The sequence below is a fragment of the Coleofasciculus sp. G2-EDA-02 genome (genome assembly GCF_040226375.1).
GTDB lineage: Bacteria > Cyanobacteriota > Cyanobacteriia > Cyanobacteriales > Coleofasciculaceae > Coleofasciculus.
In genome coordinates this window covers 19,843-41,546 of sequence record NZ_JAVKEW010000122.1, presented here as the reverse complement: position 1 = coordinate 41,546, position 21,704 = coordinate 19,843, and the positions used below count along the sequence as shown (strand labels likewise).

25 protein-coding genes and 1 pseudogene are annotated in these 21,704 nt (G+C 45.1%); 14 read left to right on the top strand and 12 right to left on the bottom strand.

What is annotated here, in order from left to right; genetic code table 11:
• Nucleotides 1-128 precede the first annotated feature (128 nt).
• The gene (gene psaM, locus RLO19_RS13840; protein ID WP_071777246.1) at nt 129-224 is read left to right on the top strand and encodes a photosystem I reaction center subunit XII; all 96 of its coding nucleotides are present in this window, start codon (nt 129-131) and stop codon (nt 222-224) included.
• Nucleotides 225-409: 185 nt separating this feature from the next.
• Entirely contained in the window at nt 410-898 is a 489-nt protein-coding gene (locus RLO19_RS13835) for a slr1601 family putative cell division protein (protein ID WP_446357213.1), read from the top strand.
• A gap of 46 nt (nt 899-944) precedes the next feature.
• On the opposite strand, the gene RLO19_RS13830 is transcribed toward RLO19_RS13835, so the two are convergent.
• Nucleotides 945-1,649 carry a tetratricopeptide repeat protein gene (locus RLO19_RS13830; RefSeq protein ID WP_446339742.1) on the bottom strand — a complete coding sequence of 235 codons (705 nt, stop codon included), beginning with the start codon at nt 1,647-1,649 and terminating at the stop codon, nt 945-947.
• Nucleotides 1,650-2,162: 513 nt separating this feature from the next.
• Here RLO19_RS13830 and RLO19_RS13825 point away from each other — a divergent pair.
• The gene (locus tag RLO19_RS13825; RefSeq protein WP_446357211.1) at nt 2,163-2,627 is read left to right on the top strand and encodes a hypothetical protein; all 465 of its coding nucleotides are present in this window, start codon (nt 2,163-2,165) and stop codon (nt 2,625-2,627) included.
• Between the two features lie 11 nt (nt 2,628-2,638).
• Nucleotides 2,639-3,193, top strand: coding sequence for a glutathione S-transferase family protein (locus RLO19_RS13820; RefSeq protein ID WP_446357210.1), 555 nt, complete (start codon nt 2,639-2,641; stop codon nt 3,191-3,193).
• Nucleotides 3,194-3,399: 206 nt separating this feature from the next.
• On the opposite strand, the gene RLO19_RS13815 is transcribed toward RLO19_RS13820, so the two are convergent.
• The 8 genes from RLO19_RS13815 to RLO19_RS13780 form a co-directional block, all read right to left on the bottom strand.
• Nucleotides 3,400-3,537, bottom strand: a complete 138-nt coding sequence (locus RLO19_RS13815) for a photosystem II reaction center protein K (RefSeq protein ID WP_006103223.1) — start codon at nt 3,535-3,537, stop codon at nt 3,400-3,402.
• Between the two features lie 157 nt (nt 3,538-3,694).
• The gene (rpmA, locus tag RLO19_RS13810; protein ID WP_446339739.1) at nt 3,695-3,982 is read right to left on the bottom strand and encodes a 50S ribosomal protein L27; all 288 of its coding nucleotides are present in this window, start codon (nt 3,980-3,982) and stop codon (nt 3,695-3,697) included.
• 160 nt (nt 3,983-4,142) lie between these two features.
• Complete coding sequence (gene rplU, locus RLO19_RS13805; protein WP_446357208.1) at nt 4,143-4,586, bottom strand: 50S ribosomal protein L21; 444 nt, start codon at nt 4,584-4,586, stop codon at nt 4,143-4,145.
• A 705-nt stretch (nt 4,587-5,291) separates the two neighbouring features.
• Nucleotides 5,292-6,437 carry a glycosyltransferase WbsX family protein gene (locus RLO19_RS13800; RefSeq protein WP_446357207.1) on the bottom strand — a complete coding sequence of 382 codons (1,146 nt, stop codon included), beginning with the start codon at nt 6,435-6,437 and terminating at the stop codon, nt 5,292-5,294.
• 118 nt (nt 6,438-6,555) lie between these two features.
• Nucleotides 6,556-7,764 (bottom strand): glycosyltransferase, encoded by a 1,209-nt coding sequence (locus RLO19_RS13795; protein WP_446357205.1) that lies wholly within the window; start codon nt 7,762-7,764, stop codon nt 6,556-6,558.
• A 32-nt stretch (nt 7,765-7,796) separates the two neighbouring features.
• Nucleotides 7,797-9,806, bottom strand: coding sequence for an ABC transporter ATP-binding protein (locus tag RLO19_RS13790; RefSeq protein ID WP_446357203.1), 2,010 nt, complete (start codon nt 9,804-9,806; stop codon nt 7,797-7,799).
• A 36-nt stretch (nt 9,807-9,842) separates the two neighbouring features.
• A complete protein-coding gene (locus RLO19_RS13785; protein WP_446357202.1) occupies nt 9,843-11,024 on the bottom strand; it encodes a glycosyltransferase family 4 protein in 1,182 nt (393 codons plus the stop codon).
• Nucleotides 11,025-11,038: 14 nt separating this feature from the next.
• On the bottom strand, nt 11,039-11,245 hold the full coding sequence (locus RLO19_RS13780; protein ID WP_446339733.1) for a hypothetical protein: 207 nt from the start codon (nt 11,243-11,245) through the stop codon (nt 11,039-11,041).
• A gap of 778 nt (nt 11,246-12,023) precedes the next feature.
• Between RLO19_RS13780 and gloB the strand changes: the two genes are divergently transcribed.
• The 3 genes from gloB (at nt 12,024) to dnaB (ending at nt 15,423) form a co-directional block, all read left to right on the top strand.
• Entirely contained in the window at nt 12,024-12,797 is a 774-nt protein-coding gene (gene gloB / locus RLO19_RS13775; RefSeq protein WP_446357201.1) for a hydroxyacylglutathione hydrolase, read from the top strand.
• Between the two features lie 614 nt (nt 12,798-13,411).
• Nucleotides 13,412-13,870: a 50S ribosomal protein L9 gene (gene rplI, locus RLO19_RS13770; protein ID WP_446357199.1), complete on the top strand. Its 459-nt coding sequence runs from the start codon at nt 13,412-13,414 to the stop codon at nt 13,868-13,870.
• Nucleotides 13,871-14,076: 206 nt separating this feature from the next.
• Complete coding sequence (dnaB, locus tag RLO19_RS13765; protein WP_446357198.1) at nt 14,077-15,423, top strand: replicative DNA helicase; 1,347 nt, start codon at nt 14,077-14,079, stop codon at nt 15,421-15,423.
• 34 nt (nt 15,424-15,457) lie between these two features.
• On the opposite strand, the gene RLO19_RS13760 is transcribed toward dnaB, so the two are convergent.
• Both RLO19_RS13760 and RLO19_RS13755 read right to left on the bottom strand, forming a co-directional pair.
• Nucleotides 15,458-16,009 carry an FKBP-type peptidyl-prolyl cis-trans isomerase gene (locus RLO19_RS13760; RefSeq protein WP_446357196.1) on the bottom strand — a complete coding sequence of 184 codons (552 nt, stop codon included), beginning with the start codon at nt 16,007-16,009 and terminating at the stop codon, nt 15,458-15,460.
• Between the two features lie 30 nt (nt 16,010-16,039).
• On the bottom strand, nt 16,040-16,363 hold the full coding sequence (locus RLO19_RS13755) for a phasin family protein (protein WP_446357297.1): 324 nt from the start codon (nt 16,361-16,363) through the stop codon (nt 16,040-16,042).
• Nucleotides 16,364-16,517: 154 nt separating this feature from the next.
• Between RLO19_RS13755 and RLO19_RS13750 the strand changes: the two genes are divergently transcribed.
• The 6 genes and pseudogenes from RLO19_RS13750 to RLO19_RS13725 all read left to right on the top strand — a co-directional run bounded on the left by RLO19_RS13750 (nt 16,518) and on the right by RLO19_RS13725 (nt 20,399).
• Entirely contained in the window at nt 16,518-16,832 is a 315-nt protein-coding gene (locus tag RLO19_RS13750; protein ID WP_446357194.1) for a TIGR03792 family protein, read from the top strand.
• 11 nt (nt 16,833-16,843) lie between these two features.
• A complete protein-coding gene (locus tag RLO19_RS13745) occupies nt 16,844-17,215 on the top strand; it encodes a hypothetical protein (protein ID WP_446357193.1) in 372 nt (123 codons plus the stop codon).
• Between the two features lie 226 nt (nt 17,216-17,441).
• Nucleotides 17,442-17,636, top strand: a pseudogene (locus tag RLO19_RS13740) (ATP-binding protein); the annotation flags it as partial.
• 285 nt (nt 17,637-17,921) lie between these two features.
• A complete protein-coding gene (locus tag RLO19_RS13735; RefSeq protein ID WP_446357192.1) occupies nt 17,922-18,908 on the top strand; it encodes an nSTAND1 domain-containing NTPase in 987 nt (328 codons plus the stop codon).
• A gap of 548 nt (nt 18,909-19,456) precedes the next feature.
• Nucleotides 19,457-19,945 carry a hypothetical protein gene (locus RLO19_RS13730; RefSeq protein ID WP_446357190.1) on the top strand — a complete coding sequence of 163 codons (489 nt, stop codon included), beginning with the start codon at nt 19,457-19,459 and terminating at the stop codon, nt 19,943-19,945.
• A 151-nt stretch (nt 19,946-20,096) separates the two neighbouring features.
• Nucleotides 20,097-20,399, top strand: a complete 303-nt coding sequence (locus RLO19_RS13725) for a hypothetical protein (protein ID WP_446357188.1) — start codon at nt 20,097-20,099, stop codon at nt 20,397-20,399.
• A 214-nt stretch (nt 20,400-20,613) separates the two neighbouring features.
• Here the strand turns inward: RLO19_RS13725 and argF are convergent, their stop codons facing one another.
• Complete coding sequence (argF, locus tag RLO19_RS13720; protein WP_446357186.1) at nt 20,614-21,531, bottom strand: ornithine carbamoyltransferase; 918 nt, start codon at nt 21,529-21,531, stop codon at nt 20,614-20,616.
• A 12-nt stretch (nt 21,532-21,543) separates the two neighbouring features.
• On the opposite strand from argF, the gene RLO19_RS13715 reads away from it, so the two are divergent.
• Nucleotides 21,544-21,666 (top strand): hypothetical protein, encoded by a 123-nt coding sequence (locus tag RLO19_RS13715; RefSeq protein ID WP_446334573.1) that lies wholly within the window; start codon nt 21,544-21,546, stop codon nt 21,664-21,666.
• Nucleotides 21,667-21,704 lie beyond the last annotated feature (38 nt).

Sequence of the window (21,704 nt, the reverse complement as noted above, 5' to 3'; positions counted from 1 at the left end):
CTCTTGCTCGGCAACTGTGAGCCTTCTGTTAACTAATCTTAACGTGTTGACCGAAATTTCTGCCGAAAACGGAGCAATAGCCAGTAGACTAAAGGTCATATTGATGTCTAATTAGGAGCTTGTAAACCATGTCCCTTTCAGATACCCAAGTTTTCGTCGCTCTCGTCGTAGCGCTCATTCCCGGTATCTTAGCCTTCCGTCTAGCTACGGAACTCTATAAGTAGTTCTCATTCTTAATCGAACCGGGAATTGGGACATATAAGGGGTGCGACGTCAACCCTTGTCTTGTATATACAGATACGGTTTGAGTCGCCCCCCTGATATTCCGGATAATTGCAGTAAAATGCTGTAGGTTATCTGTCTGTACACACCTACAGATGCTCCCGGCAGTTGGTAGCACGGTAACTGAATGGTTAGTGCTAGTGTATCGGGTAATTTGCAGCGTGCTATTTACGAAAGTACCGATCGTGATGATAACGGGAGTCTTCAGCAAGTTTTTTTTGAGATGAATGCAATCCCAACCTCTCGACCAACTCGGCAACCCCTACCAACCCGCCGCAGGGTTACTCGCCAAGAACGTCGTCCTCGGCGGCATTCCTATTCCGTCGTTGCTGGTGAAATTACAGCTAAGTTAGTGGTAAATGTAATTCTTTGTACTGCCGCGATCGCTGGATTGGCGCAACTGTTGCCCTATCATTTTTCCCAAAGAGCGAAGTTACAAGAAGTACGCGCTGAAGTGAAACGCACCCAAAGCCGTGTCAAGAAACTCCGCAATGACTTCGGCGAAGCCTTTGATCCGGCACAAGCTAGACAAGTTATGCAAGATCAAAGTTATCGGGTTGATCCAAATCAGCGTCAGGTCGTCTGGGAAGATCGACGTCGTATGCCTGATAACTAAACAACGATCACGTTTCCTGGGATAGTAAACAAAGGATAATTCGAGTTTAAGCGGTTAACGGATCGAGCAACTCGCTCATCCAGGTTTCAACTTTCCGGCGTAGACGACCTGAGGTTCCTGATACAGGGAGTTGAGAGAGAGCGCGTTGATAGTCAGCGATCGCGCAGTTCCAATCTCCCCGCAGATGATAGGTACGACCTCGTTCGGCATAGATGTGGTTTTGTAGGCATCCCAAAATTAAAGCCAAGTCTAGGTTTTCTATGGCGAGGTCATAAAGCCCTAATTCCCGAAAGGTGATGGCTTGGTTAACCCAAGTGCGAACATTACGCGGATTGAGATCCAATGCTTTTTCATAATCCGCCAGGGCTTTAGCTAATTGTCCCATGGCAGCATAGTAATTGCCGCGATTATTGTAAGCACTGTCCAATTCAGGATTGAGTTGTAAGGCTCGGTTGTAATCGTCTAAGGCTTTTTGACGCTGACCCATTTGGAAGTAAATCAAGCCCCGATTGTTATAGTCAATGGCATGGGTAGGATGATGTCTAATTGCCTGACTCAAAAGCGCGATCGCACTACTGTACTCTCCCTGTTTGGCTTTGCGTTGTGCGCCGGTGCGTAGACTTTTAATCGAAAGGTGATCCGGGGTTCGAGGTGTCAGTTTAATCGGGGGTAAAGGCTGGGGTTTGCGGCGGGACATGGGAATCCATTGTCTATTCTCTTCATCGCCTTTGATAAATACATGAGTGTTCATAATCGTCCTCCAACAACACCTGCGGTCTATCTACAATCAACCTTAAGTCTGGCTGCACCCCGCGAGTTGGTGTCGGTGTGTCACTTCCTGAGGCGTCTTTACTCCTCTTCATAATCACCAGCCAACCCAACTGATTGATGTTCTATGAGAAATCTACAGCACAGCTTAGCTGCTTTCCTGAAATCTTAGTGAATGAAGCTGAGTCATTCCCTCTATCCTGAGTGTTGTTCACTCCGCTAGCTGTGTGAACCTACAAAAATTGGCACAATCGGACACAAGTTCATATAGCTGGCGATCGCACTGAAATCTTTATTGCCATCTGGCGATGCTCTGTCTCCCAACCTTACTGGGCTAACGGTAACGCGCCAGAAATCTGCAATGTTTCTTTACATTTCCCGGCAATTGCTTGCCTAGTCTAACCCATCTATCAAGGATGTCCATCTAGAAGGTGGTAAAATGCAACCAAAGTAACTGATTGGTTTGGGTTGGGATATCATTAAGGACACTCAAAATATGGCAACGGCAACAGCATTACAGGATGCTCCTGACGTTAGTGCGGATAATTATTTAGTTGTAGGCTTAGCCACCTGCTTCTTGAAACAAGAGGGTGAAGTTGAGGAGGTAAAAATCCTGGAACCGATTCCTTCAGCGGCTCTGGAGGCAATTCTCAAAGGAATTCCAACGTCTTATTCCATGGCGCGTGGCACCACACTGGGCGAGGTGATCAGTGGTGACACCCCAGAAAAACCGCCTGAATTTCCCGCCGAGGCTCATTTTTGCGATGATTTTATCGTCCGCGCGATCGCAGCGGCTCGCACGTACAAAACTCGTCCGGAGGCACAATCCCACATTCCTCCTGGTACAATGCGCGATGATTTCAATTACTCCATCGAACGCAAGCGGGTGCTGAATCAGATACGAGTTGTGCGTAAGGAAGACGACGTTAAACAGCACGAATACACTCACAAAGTTCTTTAACCCAAACGACGATGCTAAAACTTTATGGTGGCTCCCGCAGTCGGGCGTCAATTGTCCAGTGGTATTTAGAAGAACTGGGCGTTCCCTACGACTATGTGCTGTTGGATATGCAAGCCGGGGAACATCGCCTGCCGGATTATCTGGCGATTAATCCCATGGGTAAAGTCCCAGCTATTGTGGATGGGGATTTCCCACTTTGGGAGTCGGGGGCAATTTTGCTCTACCTGGCTCAAAAATATGGCAACCTGAACGGGTTGGAAGAGCAAGCAACCATAGCTCAATGGATTTTGTTTGCCAATGCGACCCTTGGTCCGGGAATTTTTGTGGAGGCGAGTCGAGAGCGGGAAATGCCGAAATTATTTCCCCCGCTTGAGCAACGTTTACAAAATCAACCGTTCTTGTTGGGAGATCAGTTTAGCGTGGCTGATGTGGCGGTGGGAGCGTATTTGAGTTATATCCCGATTATGTTACAGCTTGATCTGAGCGAGTACCCAGCTATCTCAGACTATATCAAGCGCCTTGGTGAGCGATCGGCATTTAAGAAAACGATTGGCGGAAGCAGCTAAGAAGATAAAGCATCATTTTTAATCGGGCGGTGCAAGATCTGAGACACTATGGAACGGAGGCGCTCACATCCGCAACGGATGAGAGAAAAATCCTGTGTTTCGGAGTTTAGGGGCGACCCGTCCCTTGCACCAATAACCCTATTCACACAATTTGAGCGGGTCGCCCTCTACTCAACCCCCTGTGTCAGAAACTGTTTCTTCTTCGTTTAACGGAAACCTACAGCCGCTTGCCAAACAAACGCTAGCAGCAAGAAAAAGACAGGGATGACCGGGAGAACGTCTACGATAGGGTCAAAGATAGAATAAGCTTCAGGCAATTTCGCCAACAGCATGGCTGCTTCCATATTTAAGTCTTCCTTTCTAAGCGAATTTTCAGAATTGAAATGGATCTTAACATAAACGGGGTTACAACTGAGCTAGCTTCAGGGGGTAGGTTGGGTCTAGGGACGAGACCCAACCCTAACAGGTTGGGTTTGACTTCGTTCAACCCAACCTACAAATCTAAACCTGAGCTGTTGCCAGTTCGGCTTCAGCCGCAACTGGATAAATGCTCACTTTCTTGCCAGATTTACCCTTTCTCTCAAACGTCACCGTGCCATCAATCAGGGCAAATAGAGTATCATCTTTGCCACGACCAACATTGGTGCCAGGGTGAAATTTGGTACCCCGCTGACGCACCAAAATGTTACCGGCTTTGACAACTTGACCGCCAAAGCGTTTAACTCCTAGCCGTTTGGCATTAGAGTCACGACCGTTACGGGTACTACCTGTACCTTTCTTATGAGCCATAGTCTCCTCTTGTTTTAATGGTGTGATACCAAATCCAGGGAATGCTACCCCCGTTATAACCTAGTCCGCGCAGGCGGACTTTGCTTGTGTAGCAGCAATTTCAATCGCCTCCTCAAAAGGGAGTGATAAAGGCGGATTTGGTGTGAGTAGATTCCTATTCTTATTCTGAAGCAGTTTCAGATGTTGCTTCAGGTGCTGACTCCTCCGCCTCAGTTGACATTACCTCTACAGGAGTCTCAGAAGTCGGTGTTTCTGGGGACTCAGTGCTAGTAGTCGCTAACACTGAACCATTCAGGCTGATAGTATCAATCATCAGGCGAGTAATTTCCTGGCGATGTCCCCGCTTTTTGCGGGTTTTCTTCTTCGGCTTCATCTTGTAGACTAGGATTTTGCGATCGCGAAAGTGCCGCATCACCGTGCCTTCAACTGTCGCTCCATCAACCCAAGGCTGACCGATGGTGACTTCACCATTATTTTCAACCAGCAAAACCCGTTCAATGGTGACTTTCTCCTCAGGTTCAACAGGTAGGAGTTCAATGTCGTAAAAGCGACCGGGTTCAACTCGGAGTTGTTTGCCGCCTGTCTCAATAATTGCGTAACTCATGGGATTGTCCTTAAATGTAGCCGTACAGGTAGCTAGCTCATTGGGGAGTTGGGATTGACGCATTGGGTAGTCAGGATGACTATTTTCGCGTTCGTCCCACTCCTGTAGAGAGGCGATGAATCGCTAGCTCTCTATGGGTTTGAGTAGCATTTGGTATATCTCGACCTGATCCGAGCAAGAATACATAAGCAGTTAACTATCATCTCTGATTGGCAGGGACATGTCAATGAACATCCTTATTTATGAGTTACACACTGAAATGAAATCTCGTGGTTCTGAGCGTTAGTGGACAAACTGAAAGCCTCATTCTGCTGTTGTTGATCAGGCTGAGTGCGTAAGTCCTAAACATGAGCGTTCAAGCGAATTCGATTTAAACAGTCCCCCGATGACACGATGAGCGCCGGGGTAATGATACCAATTATCCCTGATGTTGCGCCATCTCCGACTCCCTGTAGTCCCCCCGAATCCTTGGAGGACAGCGATAGTAGGAGAGTGTATTCGTTGCACGATTACGGAGAAAATTGTATAATTATAATGTACGTTCACCTTATGTAACTATATCTTCATTCCTCTCGCCAATCTCCTGAAATTTTATTAAAGCAGAATGAAATTGATTGCATTAATTCAATTTTTCATAAAGAGATAGAATTATATGATTACAATTTAATTGATAAAGTAGAAACCTAAAAAATGAAATTTTATTTATTATGTTGGATTATAAATTTCATCTCTAATAACTTGTAAATAGCCTTTCCCAAATTTGATATCTGGTTCTAGGTAATTTCCTTCTGCCCATTCATTCCAAGACTTGATAAAAATAATTCTTTTTTCTAGATCTTTAGACGCAACTTGTTCGAGAGCTTCTCGCAAGTGAACTCTAAATAAATCTGGAGTCGAATCAAGAAATACTTTGCCGTTTACTCCACTCCTGGGTGTATTGTCCCAATTTGGAAATACACAAGGGTAGTTTTCAGACTCTATATTATTTGTGATGAATGCGTTTTTAATAGCTTTTTCATAGGAAAAAAGAGTAGGTAAGGGAGGATATTTATTGTCATAGATTTTTTTAGAAACTAATTGGAGCGATTTTTTAGATAATTTTTCAATAATACTTTTTTTAAGAAAAATTCTGGGTGATCGCTGATTAAAAATATAGTCAGGGTTACTGACTGTAAAAGCATCAAATCCATCTAATTCAGGATTCCATTGAGGGTTTTTAGTAATTCCCACAAAATATAGTCCTTTTAAGCCAGATTTAACTGCCAAGTTTTGCCAACAATCAATAAATTGCTTCGGTTCTGGCAAGGCATGAGGATTATAAACAACGAAGAGAGGTTTGTCTTCAACTGTAATGTAACGACTATCGCCAAAGGCATTTAGAACTGCATAAAAATGAGCTTTATAGTCTTCGATCCCCGGATAAGTTTGTTGGACTAAGATCCTATCGGGACAACCGTGCCAAATACCTGACCAAGATTGATTTGCCCAAGCCAAACAGAAAGGAAAATCTGGTTTTTTCAGCTTTAAAATTTCAGTGAAAGGTCTTTCTAATAATCGCCTGCCTGCAAACCAATAATGCCAGTAACAAAAACCTTCTATTCCATGCTGTTTAGCCAGTTCTGCTTGTGCGATGCGGGTTTCAGGAACCCGCAAGTCATAATAGCCTAAATCGGCAGGAAGACGGGGTTGATAGTGACCGAAAAATAAAGGTTTTGCCTTAGCTACATTCGTCCATTCAGTAAAACCTTTACCCCACCAGTCATCATTCTCTGGAATAGGATGAAACTGAGGAAGATAAAAAGCAATAAGTCTTGCTTGGGGTGATCTTGAATCAAGTTCGTTAGTTTTCATTTTACGAAAGTTCATTTCAGAAAACCTCCTAATGTTAGGCTTTGGGTAAGTTAACCTTTAATCTATTGAATTAGAGACAATTTTACTGTCACAGTTATGGCAATAATTTAGAATCTGACTAATTCTGCCGATTTATATTTTCGGGACGCATAGACTCATCTACATAGCTCATAATTTTCTCAATTCGATTTTCCCAAGAAAACTGACGTGCAAATTCTATACTTTCTGGATACCCTTCTATTCTTCTCGGATAGGTGTTTAAAACATTCTCAATACACTGTGCAAGGGACGTAGGATTATCAGGTTGACACCAGGCTGCAATCATAGGAGATTCCTTAAATCTCATCAGGGGTGGAATTTCCGTTACTACAATGGGAGTCCCAGAAGCCATATACTGAAAAAACTTAACTGGATTTGTAAAATTGGCAGCATCGCCAGAACAGTGCGGATGAACTAAAACATCAGCAGCTTGCAACACACTCACTAATCGACTTCGTGGAAGAATCCAGCCTAATAGTTTAACATTATTAATATTTCTATTATCAATTATCTGTTGGTAATGACTAACTTGTGATTCTGTTCCACCTGTCAGAGCAAATTGTACTTGAGGTAACTCTCTAGCGGCATCAATTAAATCATCAATCCCTTTAAAACGATGCAATGCTCCTGAATAAACAGCAAGATGTTGGCGTTCATTCGCCAAAAGTTCTTTTCGCCAACTTTCAGCTTCTTCAGGTTGTCTGGCTAGAAAGGAGCGATCAAAGCCATTATCTAGCCATACTACTTTCTCCGGGGGCATGCCATGTTGAATCAAGCTTTCACGGATAATTTCTGACTGAGTTATTGCAATTTGAAAGAAGGGACTGTGAACAATTTCTGGTTCAAAGGGTTTTTCCTGATAGTAGTGACGTTCATAAACCGTGGGAACTCCTTGTTTTACGGCTGTTTTAACAAAGTTCCAATCCCTTGTGTGTACGATTTGAGTATGAGGACGAATATGTATCGGAAAATAGTATTTGGATAGTAGGGTATTAAAGCTAGTCAATTTCCCCCCTTTATCTATAAACCAAGGTTTAGGTAGAAGCGCCACTTCTAGCTTATCTTGACTATTATAAAATTCTTTAAATTCCTCACTAGGAGGTTTAGGATTGAAAGGCGAAATTAAATTGAGTAAATTTGCATCACTTGAACTTTCATGGGGATAGATTAAAACAGTAGAGTAGCCCAAATTGGCAGCAGCATTAGCGCAAAGAACATCATGAATTTCATGGGCAGTACCGGGTTGTAATGATAATTTTCTACTAAAGTAAATATAATACTTTTTCATAATCAATATACTTTCGTCCAATAAAATGCGACCTATTTTTTGGTAAATTTAGCACTATTCTCAAATAGTTCAATAGTATTAAGAATATTGATGGCTGAACTATAGGATTCTTCTAATAATTCATTCTCCTCTTCTGGGGTATCTACTAAGTCATCCGCTAATAACCGGATAGAACCGATCATGGAATTGAGCATGGTTCGGACTTCGTGAGATGCTTTAATTAAAGCAGGATTCGCTGTCGGCTTAGCTTGAGGATGTTCAGCAAATTGCATCTGGTACAACCGGGCGTAGTACCCTCCTTTGCGTAAAAGTTCGTCATGTTTCCCGACTTCCATTACACATCCTTTCTCTAAGACGGCAATTTGATCAGCGTTTTGCACAGTTGAAAGGCGGTGAGCAATAACTAGAGTTGTGCGATCGCGACTTAATTCTTCCAGCGCTTCTTGTACCAGACGCTCAGAAACCGTATCTAATGCACTCGTGGCTTCGTCCAGAATCAAGATATCCGGATTTTGCAAAAGAGCGCGAGCAATGGCAAGACGCTGACGCTGTCCTCCTGATAATAGCACCCCGCGATCGCCAATCATCGTCTTAAACCCCTGAGGGAGTTGTTCAATAAATTCTAAGGCATTTGCCCGTCGCGCTGCTTCAATTACGTCTTTTTCGGAAGCATCCGGTCGAGCATAAGCAATATTATCATGAACCGAGGTATTAAACAAAAATGTATCCTGGCTAACAATTCCCATATTATTGCGGAGACTTTTGATATCAAACTCCCGCAAATCGATTCCATCTAGGGTAATACTTCCCTCTATGGGGTCATAAAATCGTGGTAATAAATCTGCTAATGTTGACTTGCCGGCACCCGACGATCCCACTAAAGCTAATGTTGTACCACGAGGTAAGTATAAATCAACATCTTTTAATATTAACTTGTTTACTTGAGTTGGATAGGCAAACGATAGAGCCTGAAAATGAATCCCTTCTTTTAAGGGATTGTAAGGCTGAGAACCTTGGTTCATAAAGGGCTTATTATCTTGGCGCAAGAAGTCATGTGCCACTTCCACACTGGCAGAACTATTTGCCAAGGAACCCCTTGCTTTGTTTAATTGGGAAATTAACGGTAAAAGCCGTTGAAGTAAGATGAGAAAACTTAGTAATACCGCCGATAGAGCCTCTATCTGACTGGCAAAAAATATTCGTCCCATAAACACAATCCCCAGCAAACCCACAATGCTAGTCACTTCACCAACAGGTCCTATGGCTGCATTGTTTGCCTGAGATTGAAAATCTGCCTTTTCGCGATCGCGGATTAGCTTTCGGATTCTTTGATACTCTCTCTCATCATTACCTGTAGATTTAACGAGTCTAATTCCGCTTAAAGTTTCTAGCACGGCAATCGAATAAGCTTTTGACAGACTTGATAGCTGCTTACCAAATATCTTGGCACGACTAATCGAATATTGATTGACTACAGCTACAATAGCCACTAAAACTGTTGAAGCTAACGTCAATTCCCAAGAAAGAGCCAGTAGCAAGGCGAGAAATACTAAAGCATTCGTTACAGTCACCATCATATTTAATAGGGTACTGACCTCGCCAGCGGCTCGACCAATTTCTGTACCCAGGCGATTCACTAGATCACCGACTTTCATTCGAGAGTAAAAATCTATATCTACATCGAGCAATAATTTTACTCCTGCTTCACGTAAATCACATGTAATTCTGCGTCTTAACGAACTCGATGCTAATGTACTGGCATAATTAGAAAGATTTTTTAAAGTAATTAGTCCCACAATCGCTCCCGCCATCGCTATCAGCCGATAATTTCCCTGCAGGTTATTAAAGGGTGACATGATCGCCTGAAGAATTGGCGGACCACTTTTTAAATCTAAATCTATACCTAATAGATTTAAAATGATCGGAGCGATTAGGGCTGTACCAATACCATTAAATAATCCACCCGATAGTCCCAAGAGAACTGTTGTCGTAACTCGTACTGGATATCGTCTAAGAACTTTTGATAATAAATTGGAAGCCATATAGTTTTATTTTTTCAGTCTATTCAATATCTAAAGCTATAACTTATTAAGGACTTCAGATAGTATGTCTGACATTTTGTCTATACTGTAACATTCTATGCACCTTTGTCTAGCCTTTTTTCCTCGCTCATTGGCGTCTTGATAGTTTTGGAATATCCACCGAATTTTATCAGCAATTTGTTCAGGAGAACTGGCATCAACCAGATAACCCGTGTCTCCTAAAATTTCCGGAATGTCGCCAACGCGCGTCGATAAAATTGGTTTGCCCATTGCCATCGCATCAGTTAGTTTTAAGGGAAACTGAGCTTTAGCGGCTGGAGTATCTCGCTGAGGAACGACCACAATATGAGCCGCTGCAACGACTTCAGGCATTGCTGACACAGGTAACCTTGGTAGCTTGATAATCCAATGTCCCCACTTTTCCATAAGTTGATGGTCATAATCATCGTATGGACTACCCCCAACAATTACAAGCCTTAAGTCAGATTCATTTAATTGATCGAGTGCGAGCAAAACATCCTCTACACCTTTATAAGGTCGTGGCGCTCCTGGAAACATGATAACTCGATAGTTAGACAGATTATATCGTGTTCTACTAGTTTCTGGATTATACTGACTGGGATCGAATACGGTAGTATCTTTGCCCTGAGGGAGATATACACCACCAAAACGTTCTTGCATGAAATGGGTGTGAGTTGTGATTACATCAGCTTGGGAAACTAAGCCTTCTGTCAATCTTAAATAAACAGGATGATTCGGATTTCTGAGAGCGCCTTCAGGTTTGAGAATATCTCTAGCGAATTGTTTTAAGCTAGGACGGTATGTCCAGTCATCCCCTCCGTACCAACTTAACTCCCAATCGTCTATATCTAATAGAACAGGACATCGGGTTTTAAACTTTTGAATGAGGGCAACACCAAAGCTGGTTGGTTTTAATTTACTGGCATAAATAATATTTCCTTGGATATGTTTAATTAAATTATTGATTGAAATAAGAAATTTTGGGTAATTATAGGCGGGAATTGTCACAATCGGAATTTCTGGCGGCGGACTATCTTGACGCTGCTCGTGGGGAACAAATCCGATAACTTCAACTTCATAATCAAGTTTTTGTAGAGCTTTATACAATAAAAATGGTCGAACGGCTCCGCCCCACCTGCCAGATCCACTGCTTGATAAGTCACTGACAACTAATGAAATTTTCCGCTTTGGTTTCAAGGATTTGCTTTTTTTTAACTGATCCACTGTAGTCGTCCCATTTGCCGTTCATCCAATACGCGATTGATATAACTACGTTCTTCATCAGTAACTTTATAGTCAGAAAGCATCGTAGTAACCAACTGAAGATACTCCAAACGACTCAATTGACCCGTATCGAGAATCCGATCAACAATTTGGGCGATCGCGGGACTAGAGGGGCGTTGAACAGTTCCTGCCATGGGCGGTTAGTCGTTGTTAGTGGTGACCTATACTCTTGACTTACGATAGCCTAGTTAACCGAGGTTCGTCATCGAAAATTGGGTTGGTAAGGGGGCAAATGGAAACCCCTGTCATTTATGTATGGGGAGGAATTCGCCCCCTTACACGGAACACAGTCCGACAGGACTTCCTTTGAGTGAGAAGCTGTTGGCATCGCATCCATTTCCCGTGTGTACGACTGCATATTTGAATTGAAACCCCTACCGCCTTGGATTTACTTACCGCGTTCGATGTATTGCATTCACCTTTCGTCTGGGCAGTTACAGACTCACGCTTTCAACCTGTACGATATGGGTTAGTTTTTAGGGGTATGGTTGCCCCTAACTCCCGTTTCCGGGGTAATGTTAGCTTCGCCAATGTTATGCCTCGGTACTATCTCCAACACACTGGTTTAACCCTGTAAGCCTGTTTAATGCTGAAGTTGTAGAGCTACAAACTAGCTACGCATTTGTAGGTACGAACTTTAACGCTTAGGCATAACGTAGACCGCGCAGGTCTTAGGCTGGTCAGGTATGGGCTTTACTCAAGCCCCTAGCTTTAGCTATGGGGTTCCTGACCTAAAGCTGAGTAAGCGGCAGTAGAGATAGGATGAAGGTTCAGGGCTTCCTTCGTAGCTCCATTCTAATCTAATGCCTATTCAGAATGTCGGCATAATCAGAGGATTTGCCATTGAGGTGGTTTATCTCTAAATACGGAAAATGATTGATAACAGACTTTTCTGAGGAGGAACGATTCAATATGCAAGTCCATAGACTACCAGCCCTTTCGGATAACTATATCTTTTTGCTCCATGAACCCGAACAGAACATTGCTGCTGTCGTTGATCCAGCCGAGGCTCAACCTGTATGGCAGCATCTGGAAAAACTGGGTGCAGAGTTAGTAACAATTTTTAACACTCATCATCACTGGGATCATGTGGGTGGAAATCGAGAGTTAATCCAGCGATACCCTGATGTCTGTGTCTATGGCGGAACCCAAGATCGCGGCAGAATTCCGGGACAACAGGTATTTTTACAAGAGGGGGATCAGGTTCAGTTTGGCGATCGCACGGCTGAGGTCTTTTTTGTTCCCGGTCATACTAGCGGACATATCGCTTACTATTTTCCCCCTGTCACCAGCGATGACGTGGGGGAATTATTCTGTGGTGACACCTTATTCGCCGGAGGATGTGGCAGACTTTTTGAAGGGACACCCACACAGATGGTTGATTCTTTGAGCAAGCTACGAGCTTTACCAGACAATACTCGTGTCTGGTGCGCCCATGAATACACCCTAAAAAATCTCAAATTTGCCCGCACCGTTGATCCCAAAAACCCACACCTCCACAGCCGATATATTGACGTTGAAGCGGCTCGTCGTCGCTTAGAGGCAACAGTACCCTCCCTACTGGGCGTCGAAAAACTGACGAATCCCTTTTTGCGCTGGGAACAACCGACAATCCAAAAAGCTGTGAACAGTACAGAACCTGTACAAACCTTTGCCCGGTTGCGGGGGATGAAGGATCAATTTTAACGTAGTCGCGGAAGTCCTCACCCTCAGCAGATCCTTCGCAGGCTCAGGAGGGTGAGGATGGACAGCGGACCCTCCGGAGGTACGGAGTCAATCAACAGACTGCTACTATAAAAATGGTTGTTGACCCTTCTCTTGCGTATGGACTATCAGACAGGCTAACTTCAAAGTAGCAGTAAGATGCTGGTCGCTCCAAACATCGCAGCTAGGGAAAGAACATGACCACTGGTTCGCTCTTGTTACGCCCTACGGTAAAAGATAAGCCAAGTTATGTTGTACGAGTAAAAAATAACTGCCTGTGGAAGACGGGCGGCTGCCTGTGGACGCTGAGTAAGACCATCACCAGATTGAGTTCTGGACTTTCTGCTCTTAGGAATTAGAAAGTGCCCAACGTGGCATCGGCGAATGAGACGGGAAATCCCAAAGACGAATAAGACCGTCCTTGTTTAGCTAAGTTGGAAGCCCCAAATAAGAGCGAAGCAAGTTGGGGTACTTCACCCCAGGGTGTAGAGACGTAGCATGCTACGTCTCTACACGAATCCCAAATTTTCGTATAATTGGAGTTCTGAGTAAGCATCATATAGTCTAAGTTAAGCAGCCCGTACCCAAAAAAGACAATGGCAAAACGTGTACAGTTAGTTTTAAATCAAGACGTTAGGAAGCTAGGCAAATCCGGCGAACTGGTGGATGTCGCTCCTGGCTATGCTCGTAATTATTTGATTCCCCATGGGATTGGCACCTTAGCCACTGCTGGCATTCTCAAGCAAGTTGAGCGGCGCAAAGAACAAGAGCGACAACGTTTACTTGAAGAAAAGCGGCAAGCTGAAGCCCGTAAGACGGCATTAGAAACTATAGGTCGTTTTACCATACGTAAGCAAGTGGGTGAACAAGAGGCAATCTTTGGTACAGTTACGGCAGCCGATGTAGCAGAAGCCATTCAAGCAGCGACGAACCAAGAAATAGATCGTCGGGGAATCACGCTTCCCGATATCAGCAAGCTAGGTTTCTATAAAGCTCAAGTCAAACTGCATCCAGAAGTTACGGCAGTTATAGAAATTCACGTTGCTCCGATGTAGAGACGTAGCCGGCTACGTCTCTACATTGGATATAGGGGCGGGTTTTACCGATCCGATCAGGTTTTGGCACAAACTGATAACTTGACTCGCGCCCGCCCTTGCGGGGGAGCAGGGGAAAAGGAAACTAAATTAGGACTTCCTGTAAGTCGTATTGACTTTACTGCCCTGTGCCCTCTGCTACATTGTTGTACTCGCTATCTTTGGCGATGGCTCTAGACTTTAATCTTTCAATCATCAGTAGCTCTATACCGCCTCAAATCATTGAGGCGGAGGAGTCGATTTTGGGCGGGATCATGCTTGACCCCGAAGCCATGAGTCGAGTGGTGGATTTATTGTCTCCAGAAGCCTTCTACGTTAGCGCTCACCAAGAAATCTATAGATGTGCCTTCATTCTGCATCATGAAGCTAAGCCAACGGATTTCATGAGCGTTACCTCTTGGTTGTATGACCATAAATTATTAGACAAGGTGGGGGGTCAGAGCAAGATAGCGCAGTTAATTGAACGCACGGTGTCAGCCGTCAATATTGACCGCTACGCGGCGTTGGTGATGGATAAGTACCTGCGCCGTCAGCTCATCCAATCGGGAAATGAGATTGTTCAATTGGGTTACGAGACGCATAAGGAGTTGGACTTTGTTCTTGATCAAGCCGAACAGAAAATTTTTAATGTGACTCAGGTGCGCCCGCAACAAGGGTTAGTGCCAATCGCTGAGACATTAATTCAAACCTTTCAGGAAATAGAAACCCTTCATGAAGGGATTGCTTTGCCTGGTATACCCTCTAATTTCTATGACTTGGATGCGTTAACGGGTGGGTTTGGGCGTTCTGATCTAATTATTGTGGCGGGAAGACCCTCAATGGGAAAAACTAGCTTTGCGTTGGCTATGGCTCGCAATATTGCCGATAGATTTCCGGTGGCAATTTTTAGTCTAGAAATGTCCAAGGCGCAATTAGTCCAGCGGCTTTTATCCAGCGAGGCGAACATTGAAAGTAACTATTTGCGAACGGGGCGAATTACTCAAAATCAATGGGAACCTCTCTCTCAAGCGCTGGGGACGTTATCAGAATTACCCATTTATATTGAGGATACGCCTAACCCCAGCGTTATGCAGATGCGATCAAATCTGCGGCGTCTCCAGGCTGAACTTGGGGGAATGCTGGGATTGGTTTTGATCGATTACTTGCAGTTAATGGAAGGGAGTGGTAGTGATAATCGAGTCCAAGAACTGTCTCGGATTACCCGTTCTCTCAAAGGGTTAGCCCGGGAACTGAATACTCCTGTGATTGCTCTATCTCAGCTTAGTCGAGCCGTAGAAGCCCGGAACAATAAGCGACCAATGATGTCCGATTTGAGAGAGTCGGGTTCGATTGAGCAAGATGCGGACTTAGTGATTATGTTGTACCGGGATGAGTATTATAATCCGGATACGCCAGATCAAGGGATCACCGAAGTGATTATTACCAAACATCGCAATGGTCCAACTGGCGTGGTGAAGTTAATCTTTGACCCTCAGTATACTCGCTTCCGCAATCTCGCCCATCCCAATCAGTGATCATTAGAGCTGACTGGGAAAGGGGTGATGATTTTTAACTAATTTTTAGCAATTCTACATCGAAAATTAGAGTCGCGTTAGGCGGAATCACTCCACCTGCACCCCGAGAACCATAGCCTAATTCTGGGGGAACGATCAGCCGCCGACGTCCGCCAACTTTCATCGTGGCAACGCCTTCATCCCAGCCTTTGATCACCTTTCCTACACCGAGTTTAAAGGAAAACGGACGGTTGCGATCGCGGGAACTATCAAACTTGATGCCATCTTCCAGAGTTCCGGTATAGTGAACCACAACGGTTTGACCTTTTTGGGGTTGTGCGCCGTCACCTTCTTTGAGTTCGACATATTTCAAACCCGATGGTGTGGTCACAATGTCCTGCTCGGTGTTCTGTGCTTCAGTGGACTCTGTATTCATGGCAATGGGTTGATTGTCAGGGATGGGGCTAGCCTGGGTGACTTGGGTGAGGGATTGAGGTTGGGTTAGGTTGAGTTCGTCGGCTGTTGCACTCCCTCGACTGAGTTGAGTCACCACCAATAACAATCCACAGGCAACAATAACACCTAAGCTGATTAGAATATCTCTCAAAATCTATCCTCCTATTCTATCCTTCCTTGATTAACGCCACAGCTTATTTTCTAGATCCCGCACTTGACGTTCCAACCGGTCAATGCGCCCGCGCAATTCATCCACTTCCGTTTGCCGAGGCACACCTAACTCCTGCAAGAGGTTCCGTAGCTGTCGTTCCATGTTGACTTCAAAGTTACCTTGCTCCGATTTGATCTGCTGCACCATATCATCGACGAATCCTTGGGCTTGCTCTGGATTAATTTTTCCATCTTTTACCCATTCATCGCTAACTTCTCGCAGTTTGTCTGCCACCATGGACGTTGTGCCTACACCAACCATCAATAACTGCTTTAGCCAATCTCTATTATCCATACGCTGTTCCTGTAACTCGGTGCTTCCCCCAGGATAGGGGAAGGGAGGTTGATTACCACCTCCAGTTCCATTGTGTGCTATCTTGCCCATAACTGCTGCTGTGTTCGTTTTTGCCTCAGTTGCACAGTATCCGATCAAGCGCAAGTACCTAGTTATGGTAATTGAGTATCTTAAATTTAGAGTCTCGCCCGAACTTCGGGAAACATTTATTCAGAAAGATGCCGAAATCTGGACATCCATGCTGGCTAGCTGTCCAGGATTCATCAGCAAAGAAGTCTGGATTGAGCCAGAAACTCCTGCTGAGGTCATCCTGATCATTCGTTGGACAAGCCGTGAACAGTGGGAAGCTGTTCCACAAGAGCAGTTGGATAAAACCCACAAGCGGTTTGAGCAAGAGTTTGGCAAAGCGTATCAGATGATTCAGGCGAGTGAATATCAAGTCAGAAAATTTCCTCAAACACCCAGCTAACGTTAGACCTGATGTCTAGTTGTCCCCGTTGCCATCAATCTATCAGTAATCAAGAAATTACTTGCCCTCATTGTGGCATGATTCTCAAAGCCTACGGTCATCCAGGTATTACCTTACACCAAGCCGTGGAGCAAGAGTATTTGTGTCAAACCTGTCTCTATCATGCCGATGATACCTGTACGTTTCCTCAACGTCCTTATGCTAAGGAATGCACCCTTTATACAGATAAAGATCAGTCTACCCTGAAACCTGAAACGATTTATATGCCGCGTCGTAGTCCCTTACAGGCGGCAAAATTGTGGTGTCAGCGTCACCCAGCCGTCGTCGGGTTACTGGGATTGGTTGGGGTTAGTATAGTGTTTACTTTACTGTCTAATTCCTGATTAGCTGTCACGCCTTTAATTTAATCGCGGTTTTATTTCTATTTTGCTGTTTCATCAGGCTAATCCACCCAATGAGGTTTGCCGAGCCAATACTGGAGAGACACAGCTAAAATGGTGGCATAGATTTGACGGTTTGATGGGCGCACGCCGGTGCGCCCCTACAATTCTAATCCACCAAATGAGGTGTGCCGAGCTAGTAGATTGGGGTGAACGACGTTAAACAAAAATGGAATTAGATTTTTTGAGGTTCTTTGATGCTTGTGATCCGAGTAAAACCCTCGCGATCGCGAATCCTGAAGATAAGCTGTATTATATTGATTTTGCCTCAGTTCGGGGCGGTAAGATTATTGAGGCATTGGAACGGACGATTGTTTTACGTTCCCGCCTTAATCAACCGACTTGTCAACTATTTACGGGACATAGTTTATATCTATTCCTCTTAGCCAAAGCCCAGCAAGGATTAAATCAAATTCCCTCGGCGATTGAGACATTGGAACGGGTGAGAGTTTAAACCCATCCCCAGGCTAATCCCCAGGTTTATAGTGACAGTTTAAAAGAACTGCAACGGCTCTATTGTAATCAAAAGGACTATTTAAAAGCATTTGCGATTAAGCAAGAACAAGGATTAGTTGAAAGTCAGTTAGGCTTACGGGCATTTATTGGCGCCAGTCGCCTCCAACCCTTACCGGGAGAGTCTCAGGATAAGGTGGCGTTGGAGATTACGGCGTCGGGTAGAGGGCGGGATGTGGAGCGTTTAATCGGTAGAATTGCCCGTGATGATTGTAAATTAACCGTGATTCATGGGCAATCGGGCGTGGGGAAAAGTTCGATAGTGAATGGGGGATTGGTGCCAGCGTTACGGCAGAAAATGGTCAAGGCGTTGGATGTTTTACCGATTCCCTTGCGGGTTTATACCAATTGGGTGGAAGAATTGGGGCGATTGTTGGTAGAAGGGGAAACCTCTCTCCCAACCCCTTTCTATCCCCCCTTGCCCCCCTTTGAAAGGGGGGTGGAAGAGGGGAGAAAAGAAGAAGGGAGAAATGAACAAGACAGAAACGAACAAGACAGAAACGAACAGGTGATCAATCCTTTAAATACTCCCCCCTTCCCTGCGAGGGAAGGGGGGCTGGGGGGGTTAGGTTCCACCACTGCTATCCTGGCAGAATTGCGACAAAATGAACAGCGCCATCGGTTAGTGGTATTGATTTTTGACCAGTTTGAAGAGTTCTTCTTTGTCTGTCAGGATACCGCCGCCAGAAAACCCTTTTTTGAGTTCCTCAGTGATTGTCTAAATCTCCCCGATGTGAAAGTTATTTTATCCCTGCGGGAAGATTATCTCCATTATCTGTTGGAGTGTGAACGTCTGGCACGGATTGATGTGATTAATAATGATATTCTGAATAAAAGTAATCGCTATGAGTTGGGAGATTTTGCCCCAGAGGATGCCCAGGCGATTATTGAACAGTTGACGGCGCGATCGCAGTTTCATCTGGAGTCGGAATTAGTCGAGCAGTTGGTGCAGGATTTAGCCGGAGATACGGGGAAGGTGCGCCCGATTGAATTGCAAATTGTCGGGGCGCAATTACAAGCGGAGGGGATAACTACCCTGACTGAATATCGCCAAGGGGGGACAAAGGATTATCTGGCGACGCATCCGCAAGCGCGGGAGCGGTTGCCCGTTTGTCGAGAGTAGAGGATGGGGATTGGGAATTGGTTTAACCCACAGTTGATACCCGGTTGAATTTCCCTAGATTAGGGCACGATAATATCGTGCCCCTACCCCATGAATTATCCCTGATGTAGGGGCGCACGGCGTGCGCCCGATTATCTCAAACCCAAACCCAATGGTTGTGATTGGCTCAAGGATTATCTGGCGACGCATCCGCAAGCGCGGCAGAGGTTGCCCGTTTGTCGAGAGTAGAGGATGGGGATTGGGAATTGGTTTAACCCACAGTTGATACCCGGTTGAATTCCGCTAGATTAGGGCACGATAATATCGTGCCCCTACCCCATGAATTATCCCTGATGTAGGGGCGCACGGCGTGCGCCCCTACAACCTTGACAAACCTGTAAGCTTCGACTGGGCAATTTGTCCAAAAAACTGGCATCCTATTATATAGATGAACTCAACTTCAGTATTCAGTCATCTATACTTTTGGCTTATTTGTGATCACTGAACCCTAGCACCGACTGAATCTGGATTAGCTCATCTATTCACAGAATCTTTTCAGGATAACGATTATGCCCTACCAAAATATTAGCGCGACGCTTTCGGACGAAGATAAAGAAGCGATTAAAGCCGCTATCAAAACCATTGAGGAAAAACTCTCGTTCTTGGTGAATCTGAGTGTTGAAGAACGCCGTAAGCTGTTTAAGATGGGGGATAAAAGCTTGGGATTTGTCCAGAATAGTTTAAATATTGCCCAGTCGAATCCGGATATTTTGCCCAATAGCTTTGATTTTAATGAATTTGTCCAGGATTATAAGTTAGCACTGGCGCTGCAGGAAATTTTCTTGGAGTTGCGCCAACTGGAGGAAAAGGTAGATGATACGCTGCTGGCGGTGGGAAGTGAGGCGATGGCGAGTAGTTTAGAGGTGTATGAGTATGTGAAGACGGCGGCTAAGCGCACCCCTGGTTTAAAGGCGGCGGCGGAGGAATTAGGAGAACGGTTTAAGGCGATGAAGGCGAAGACGCCCAAGTCAGATGCGGGTTCGGCGCCAACGAGTTAAGCGGTTGAGGGATATTGGGAAAGGCAGGATTAGATAAGAATACGGGCACAGAAAGAATTATTGCGGCTTTAGCCTGATTGTTTTGTGATTCAGGTTTGGCTGGGCTGCATCCCAGTTGTAGAGACGCGCCATGGCATTGTAGAGACGTTGCATGCAACGTCTCTACAGGGTGGGGAGGAGATGGATTCTGTTGACGAGTATTATAGATTCGTCGGTGAGTATCAAAGACTCGTCGGTGAGTATCAAAGACTCGTCGGTGAGTATCAAAGACTCGTCGGTGAGTATCAAAGACTCGTCGGTGAGTATCAAAGACTCGTCGGTGAGTATCAAAGACTCGTTTATGAGTATCAAAGACTCGTTTATGAGTATTAAAGACTCGTTTATGAGTATCAAAGACTCGTTTATGAGTATCCAAGACTCGTTTATGAGTATCAAAGACTCGTCTGCGAGTTAAATTCCGCTAGATTAGGGCACGATATAGGGTACGATAATATGGTGCCCCTACCCCATGAATTATCCCTGATGTAGGGGCGCACGGCGTGCGCCCGATTACCTCAAACCCAAACCCAATCCCAACCCCCCTAGTTCCCCCCGACAAGAGGGGGGAGGACAGAGGATGCTGCGCTTTTTGGCTTGCTTCAAGAGCTCCTAGAATCCCTGGATATACCTCAATCAGCGCCTAAAAGACTAGCGAGTAAAGCTTTCTGGGCGTGCATCCGGTTTTCGGCTTGATCCCAAATGCGCGATCGCGAACCTTCCATCACCTCTGCGGTAATCTCTTCGCCTCGGTGGGCGGGCAAACAGTGCAACACGATCGCATCCTGTGCCGCTAGACTCAAGAGTTGTTCATTGACCTGATACGGTAGAAATACAGGAATTCGTGCATCGGCTGACGCCTCCTGACCCATACTTGCCCAAACATCGGTATAAATCACATTAGCGCCCTTAACCGCTGCCTTAGGATCATCCGTAATCGTGATTTCACTCGATACCGCCAGTTGTTTAGCTCGATCTACAATTAAACTATTCGGTTGGTAAGCTGATGGTGTGGCAACTCTGATATTCATACCCATGAGGGCGCATCCTACCATGAGTGAGTGAGCCACATTATTACCATCTCCCAAGTACACTACCGTTACACCCGCAAGTGACCCAAAGCACTCTTGAATAGTCAACAAGTCTGCCAAGACCTGACAAGGATGTTCTAAGTCAGTCAGGGCATTAATAATGGGAATCTGAGCATACTCAGCAAAGGTTTCTAATTCTTTTTGCTCAAAGGTGCGAATTGCCAGGATGTCTAAATACCGATCCAAGACCCGGGCTGTATCTACCACAGGTTCTCCCCGACCCACCTGGGTAACATTGGGGTTCAAGTCAATAACCTGACCCCCCAGTTGGTACATTGCCACCGAAAAACTGACTCGGGTTCGGGTCGATGCCTTATAAAACAAAAGCCCTAACACCTTATTGCATCGCAGGTTAACCTGACCGATTTTCAACTGGGTAGCTAGATGCAACAGTTCGTGAATTTCACTCGCACTCAGGTCAGCTAAACCTAACACGTCTCGTCCTTTTAATGCCGTCATGTTCCTTCTCCGATGACTCAGTGGATCGGCGCTTGCCAGAAAGCACGTTGGCTGGGGCAATCCAACCCAGCACCAATTTTTACCGATGTCAGTCTCCTACGGCTACCCAGGTTTTGGCAAGAAGCACCGTCCTAAAAATTTAGCAGATTTTTATCGGATCAGTTGAATTTTGA

What these genes read in the sequence shown, in the direction of transcription:
- psaM (WP_071777246.1), top strand. Translation starts at nt 129, where the DNA reads ATGTCCCTTTCAGATACCCAAGTTTTCGTCGCTCTCGTCGTAGCGCTC.
- RLO19_RS13835 (WP_446357213.1), top strand. Translation starts at nt 410, where the DNA reads ATGGTTAGTGCTAGTGTATCGGGTAATTTGCAGCGTGCTATTTACGAA.
- RLO19_RS13830 (WP_446339742.1), bottom strand. Translation starts at nt 1,649, where the DNA reads ATGAACACTCATGTATTTATCAAAGGCGATGAAGAGAATAGACAATGG.
- RLO19_RS13825 (WP_446357211.1), top strand. Translation starts at nt 2,163, where the DNA reads ATGGCAACGGCAACAGCATTACAGGATGCTCCTGACGTTAGTGCGGAT.
- RLO19_RS13820 (WP_446357210.1), top strand. Translation starts at nt 2,639, where the DNA reads ATGCTAAAACTTTATGGTGGCTCCCGCAGTCGGGCGTCAATTGTCCAG.
- RLO19_RS13815 (WP_006103223.1), bottom strand. Translation starts at nt 3,537, where the DNA reads ATGGAAGCAGCCATGCTGTTGGCGAAATTGCCTGAAGCTTATTCTATC.
- rpmA (WP_446339739.1), bottom strand. Translation starts at nt 3,982, where the DNA reads ATGGCTCATAAGAAAGGTACAGGTAGTACCCGTAACGGTCGTGACTCT.
- rplU (WP_446357208.1), bottom strand. Translation starts at nt 4,586, where the DNA reads ATGAGTTACGCAATTATTGAGACAGGCGGCAAACAACTCCGAGTTGAA.
- RLO19_RS13800 (WP_446357207.1), bottom strand. Translation starts at nt 6,437, where the DNA reads ATGAAAACTAACGAACTTGATTCAAGATCACCCCAAGCAAGACTTATT.
- RLO19_RS13795 (WP_446357205.1), bottom strand. Translation starts at nt 7,764, where the DNA reads ATGAAAAAGTATTATATTTACTTTAGTAGAAAATTATCATTACAACCC.
- RLO19_RS13790 (WP_446357203.1), bottom strand. Translation starts at nt 9,806, where the DNA reads ATGGCTTCCAATTTATTATCAAAAGTTCTTAGACGATATCCAGTACGA.
- RLO19_RS13780 (WP_446339733.1), bottom strand. Translation starts at nt 11,245, where the DNA reads ATGGCAGGAACTGTTCAACGCCCCTCTAGTCCCGCGATCGCCCAAATT.
- gloB (WP_446357201.1), top strand. Translation starts at nt 12,024, where the DNA reads ATGCAAGTCCATAGACTACCAGCCCTTTCGGATAACTATATCTTTTTG.
- rplI (WP_446357199.1), top strand. Translation starts at nt 13,412, where the DNA reads ATGGCAAAACGTGTACAGTTAGTTTTAAATCAAGACGTTAGGAAGCTA.
- dnaB (WP_446357198.1), top strand. Translation starts at nt 14,077, where the DNA reads ATGGCTCTAGACTTTAATCTTTCAATCATCAGTAGCTCTATACCGCCT.
- RLO19_RS13755 (WP_446357297.1), bottom strand. Translation starts at nt 16,363, where the DNA reads ATGGATAATAGAGATTGGCTAAAGCAGTTATTGATGGTTGGTGTAGGC.
- RLO19_RS13750 (WP_446357194.1), top strand. Translation starts at nt 16,518, where the DNA reads ATGGTAATTGAGTATCTTAAATTTAGAGTCTCGCCCGAACTTCGGGAA.
- RLO19_RS13745 (WP_446357193.1), top strand. Translation starts at nt 16,844, where the DNA reads ATGTCTAGTTGTCCCCGTTGCCATCAATCTATCAGTAATCAAGAAATT.
- RLO19_RS13730 (WP_446357190.1), top strand. Translation starts at nt 19,457, where the DNA reads ATGCCCTACCAAAATATTAGCGCGACGCTTTCGGACGAAGATAAAGAA.
- RLO19_RS13725 (WP_446357188.1), top strand. Translation starts at nt 20,097, where the DNA reads ATGCAACGTCTCTACAGGGTGGGGAGGAGATGGATTCTGTTGACGAGT.
- argF (WP_446357186.1), bottom strand. Translation starts at nt 21,531, where the DNA reads ATGACGGCATTAAAAGGACGAGACGTGTTAGGTTTAGCTGACCTGAGT.
- RLO19_RS13715 (WP_446334573.1), top strand. Translation starts at nt 21,544, where the DNA reads ATGACTCAGTGGATCGGCGCTTGCCAGAAAGCACGTTGGCTGGGGCAA.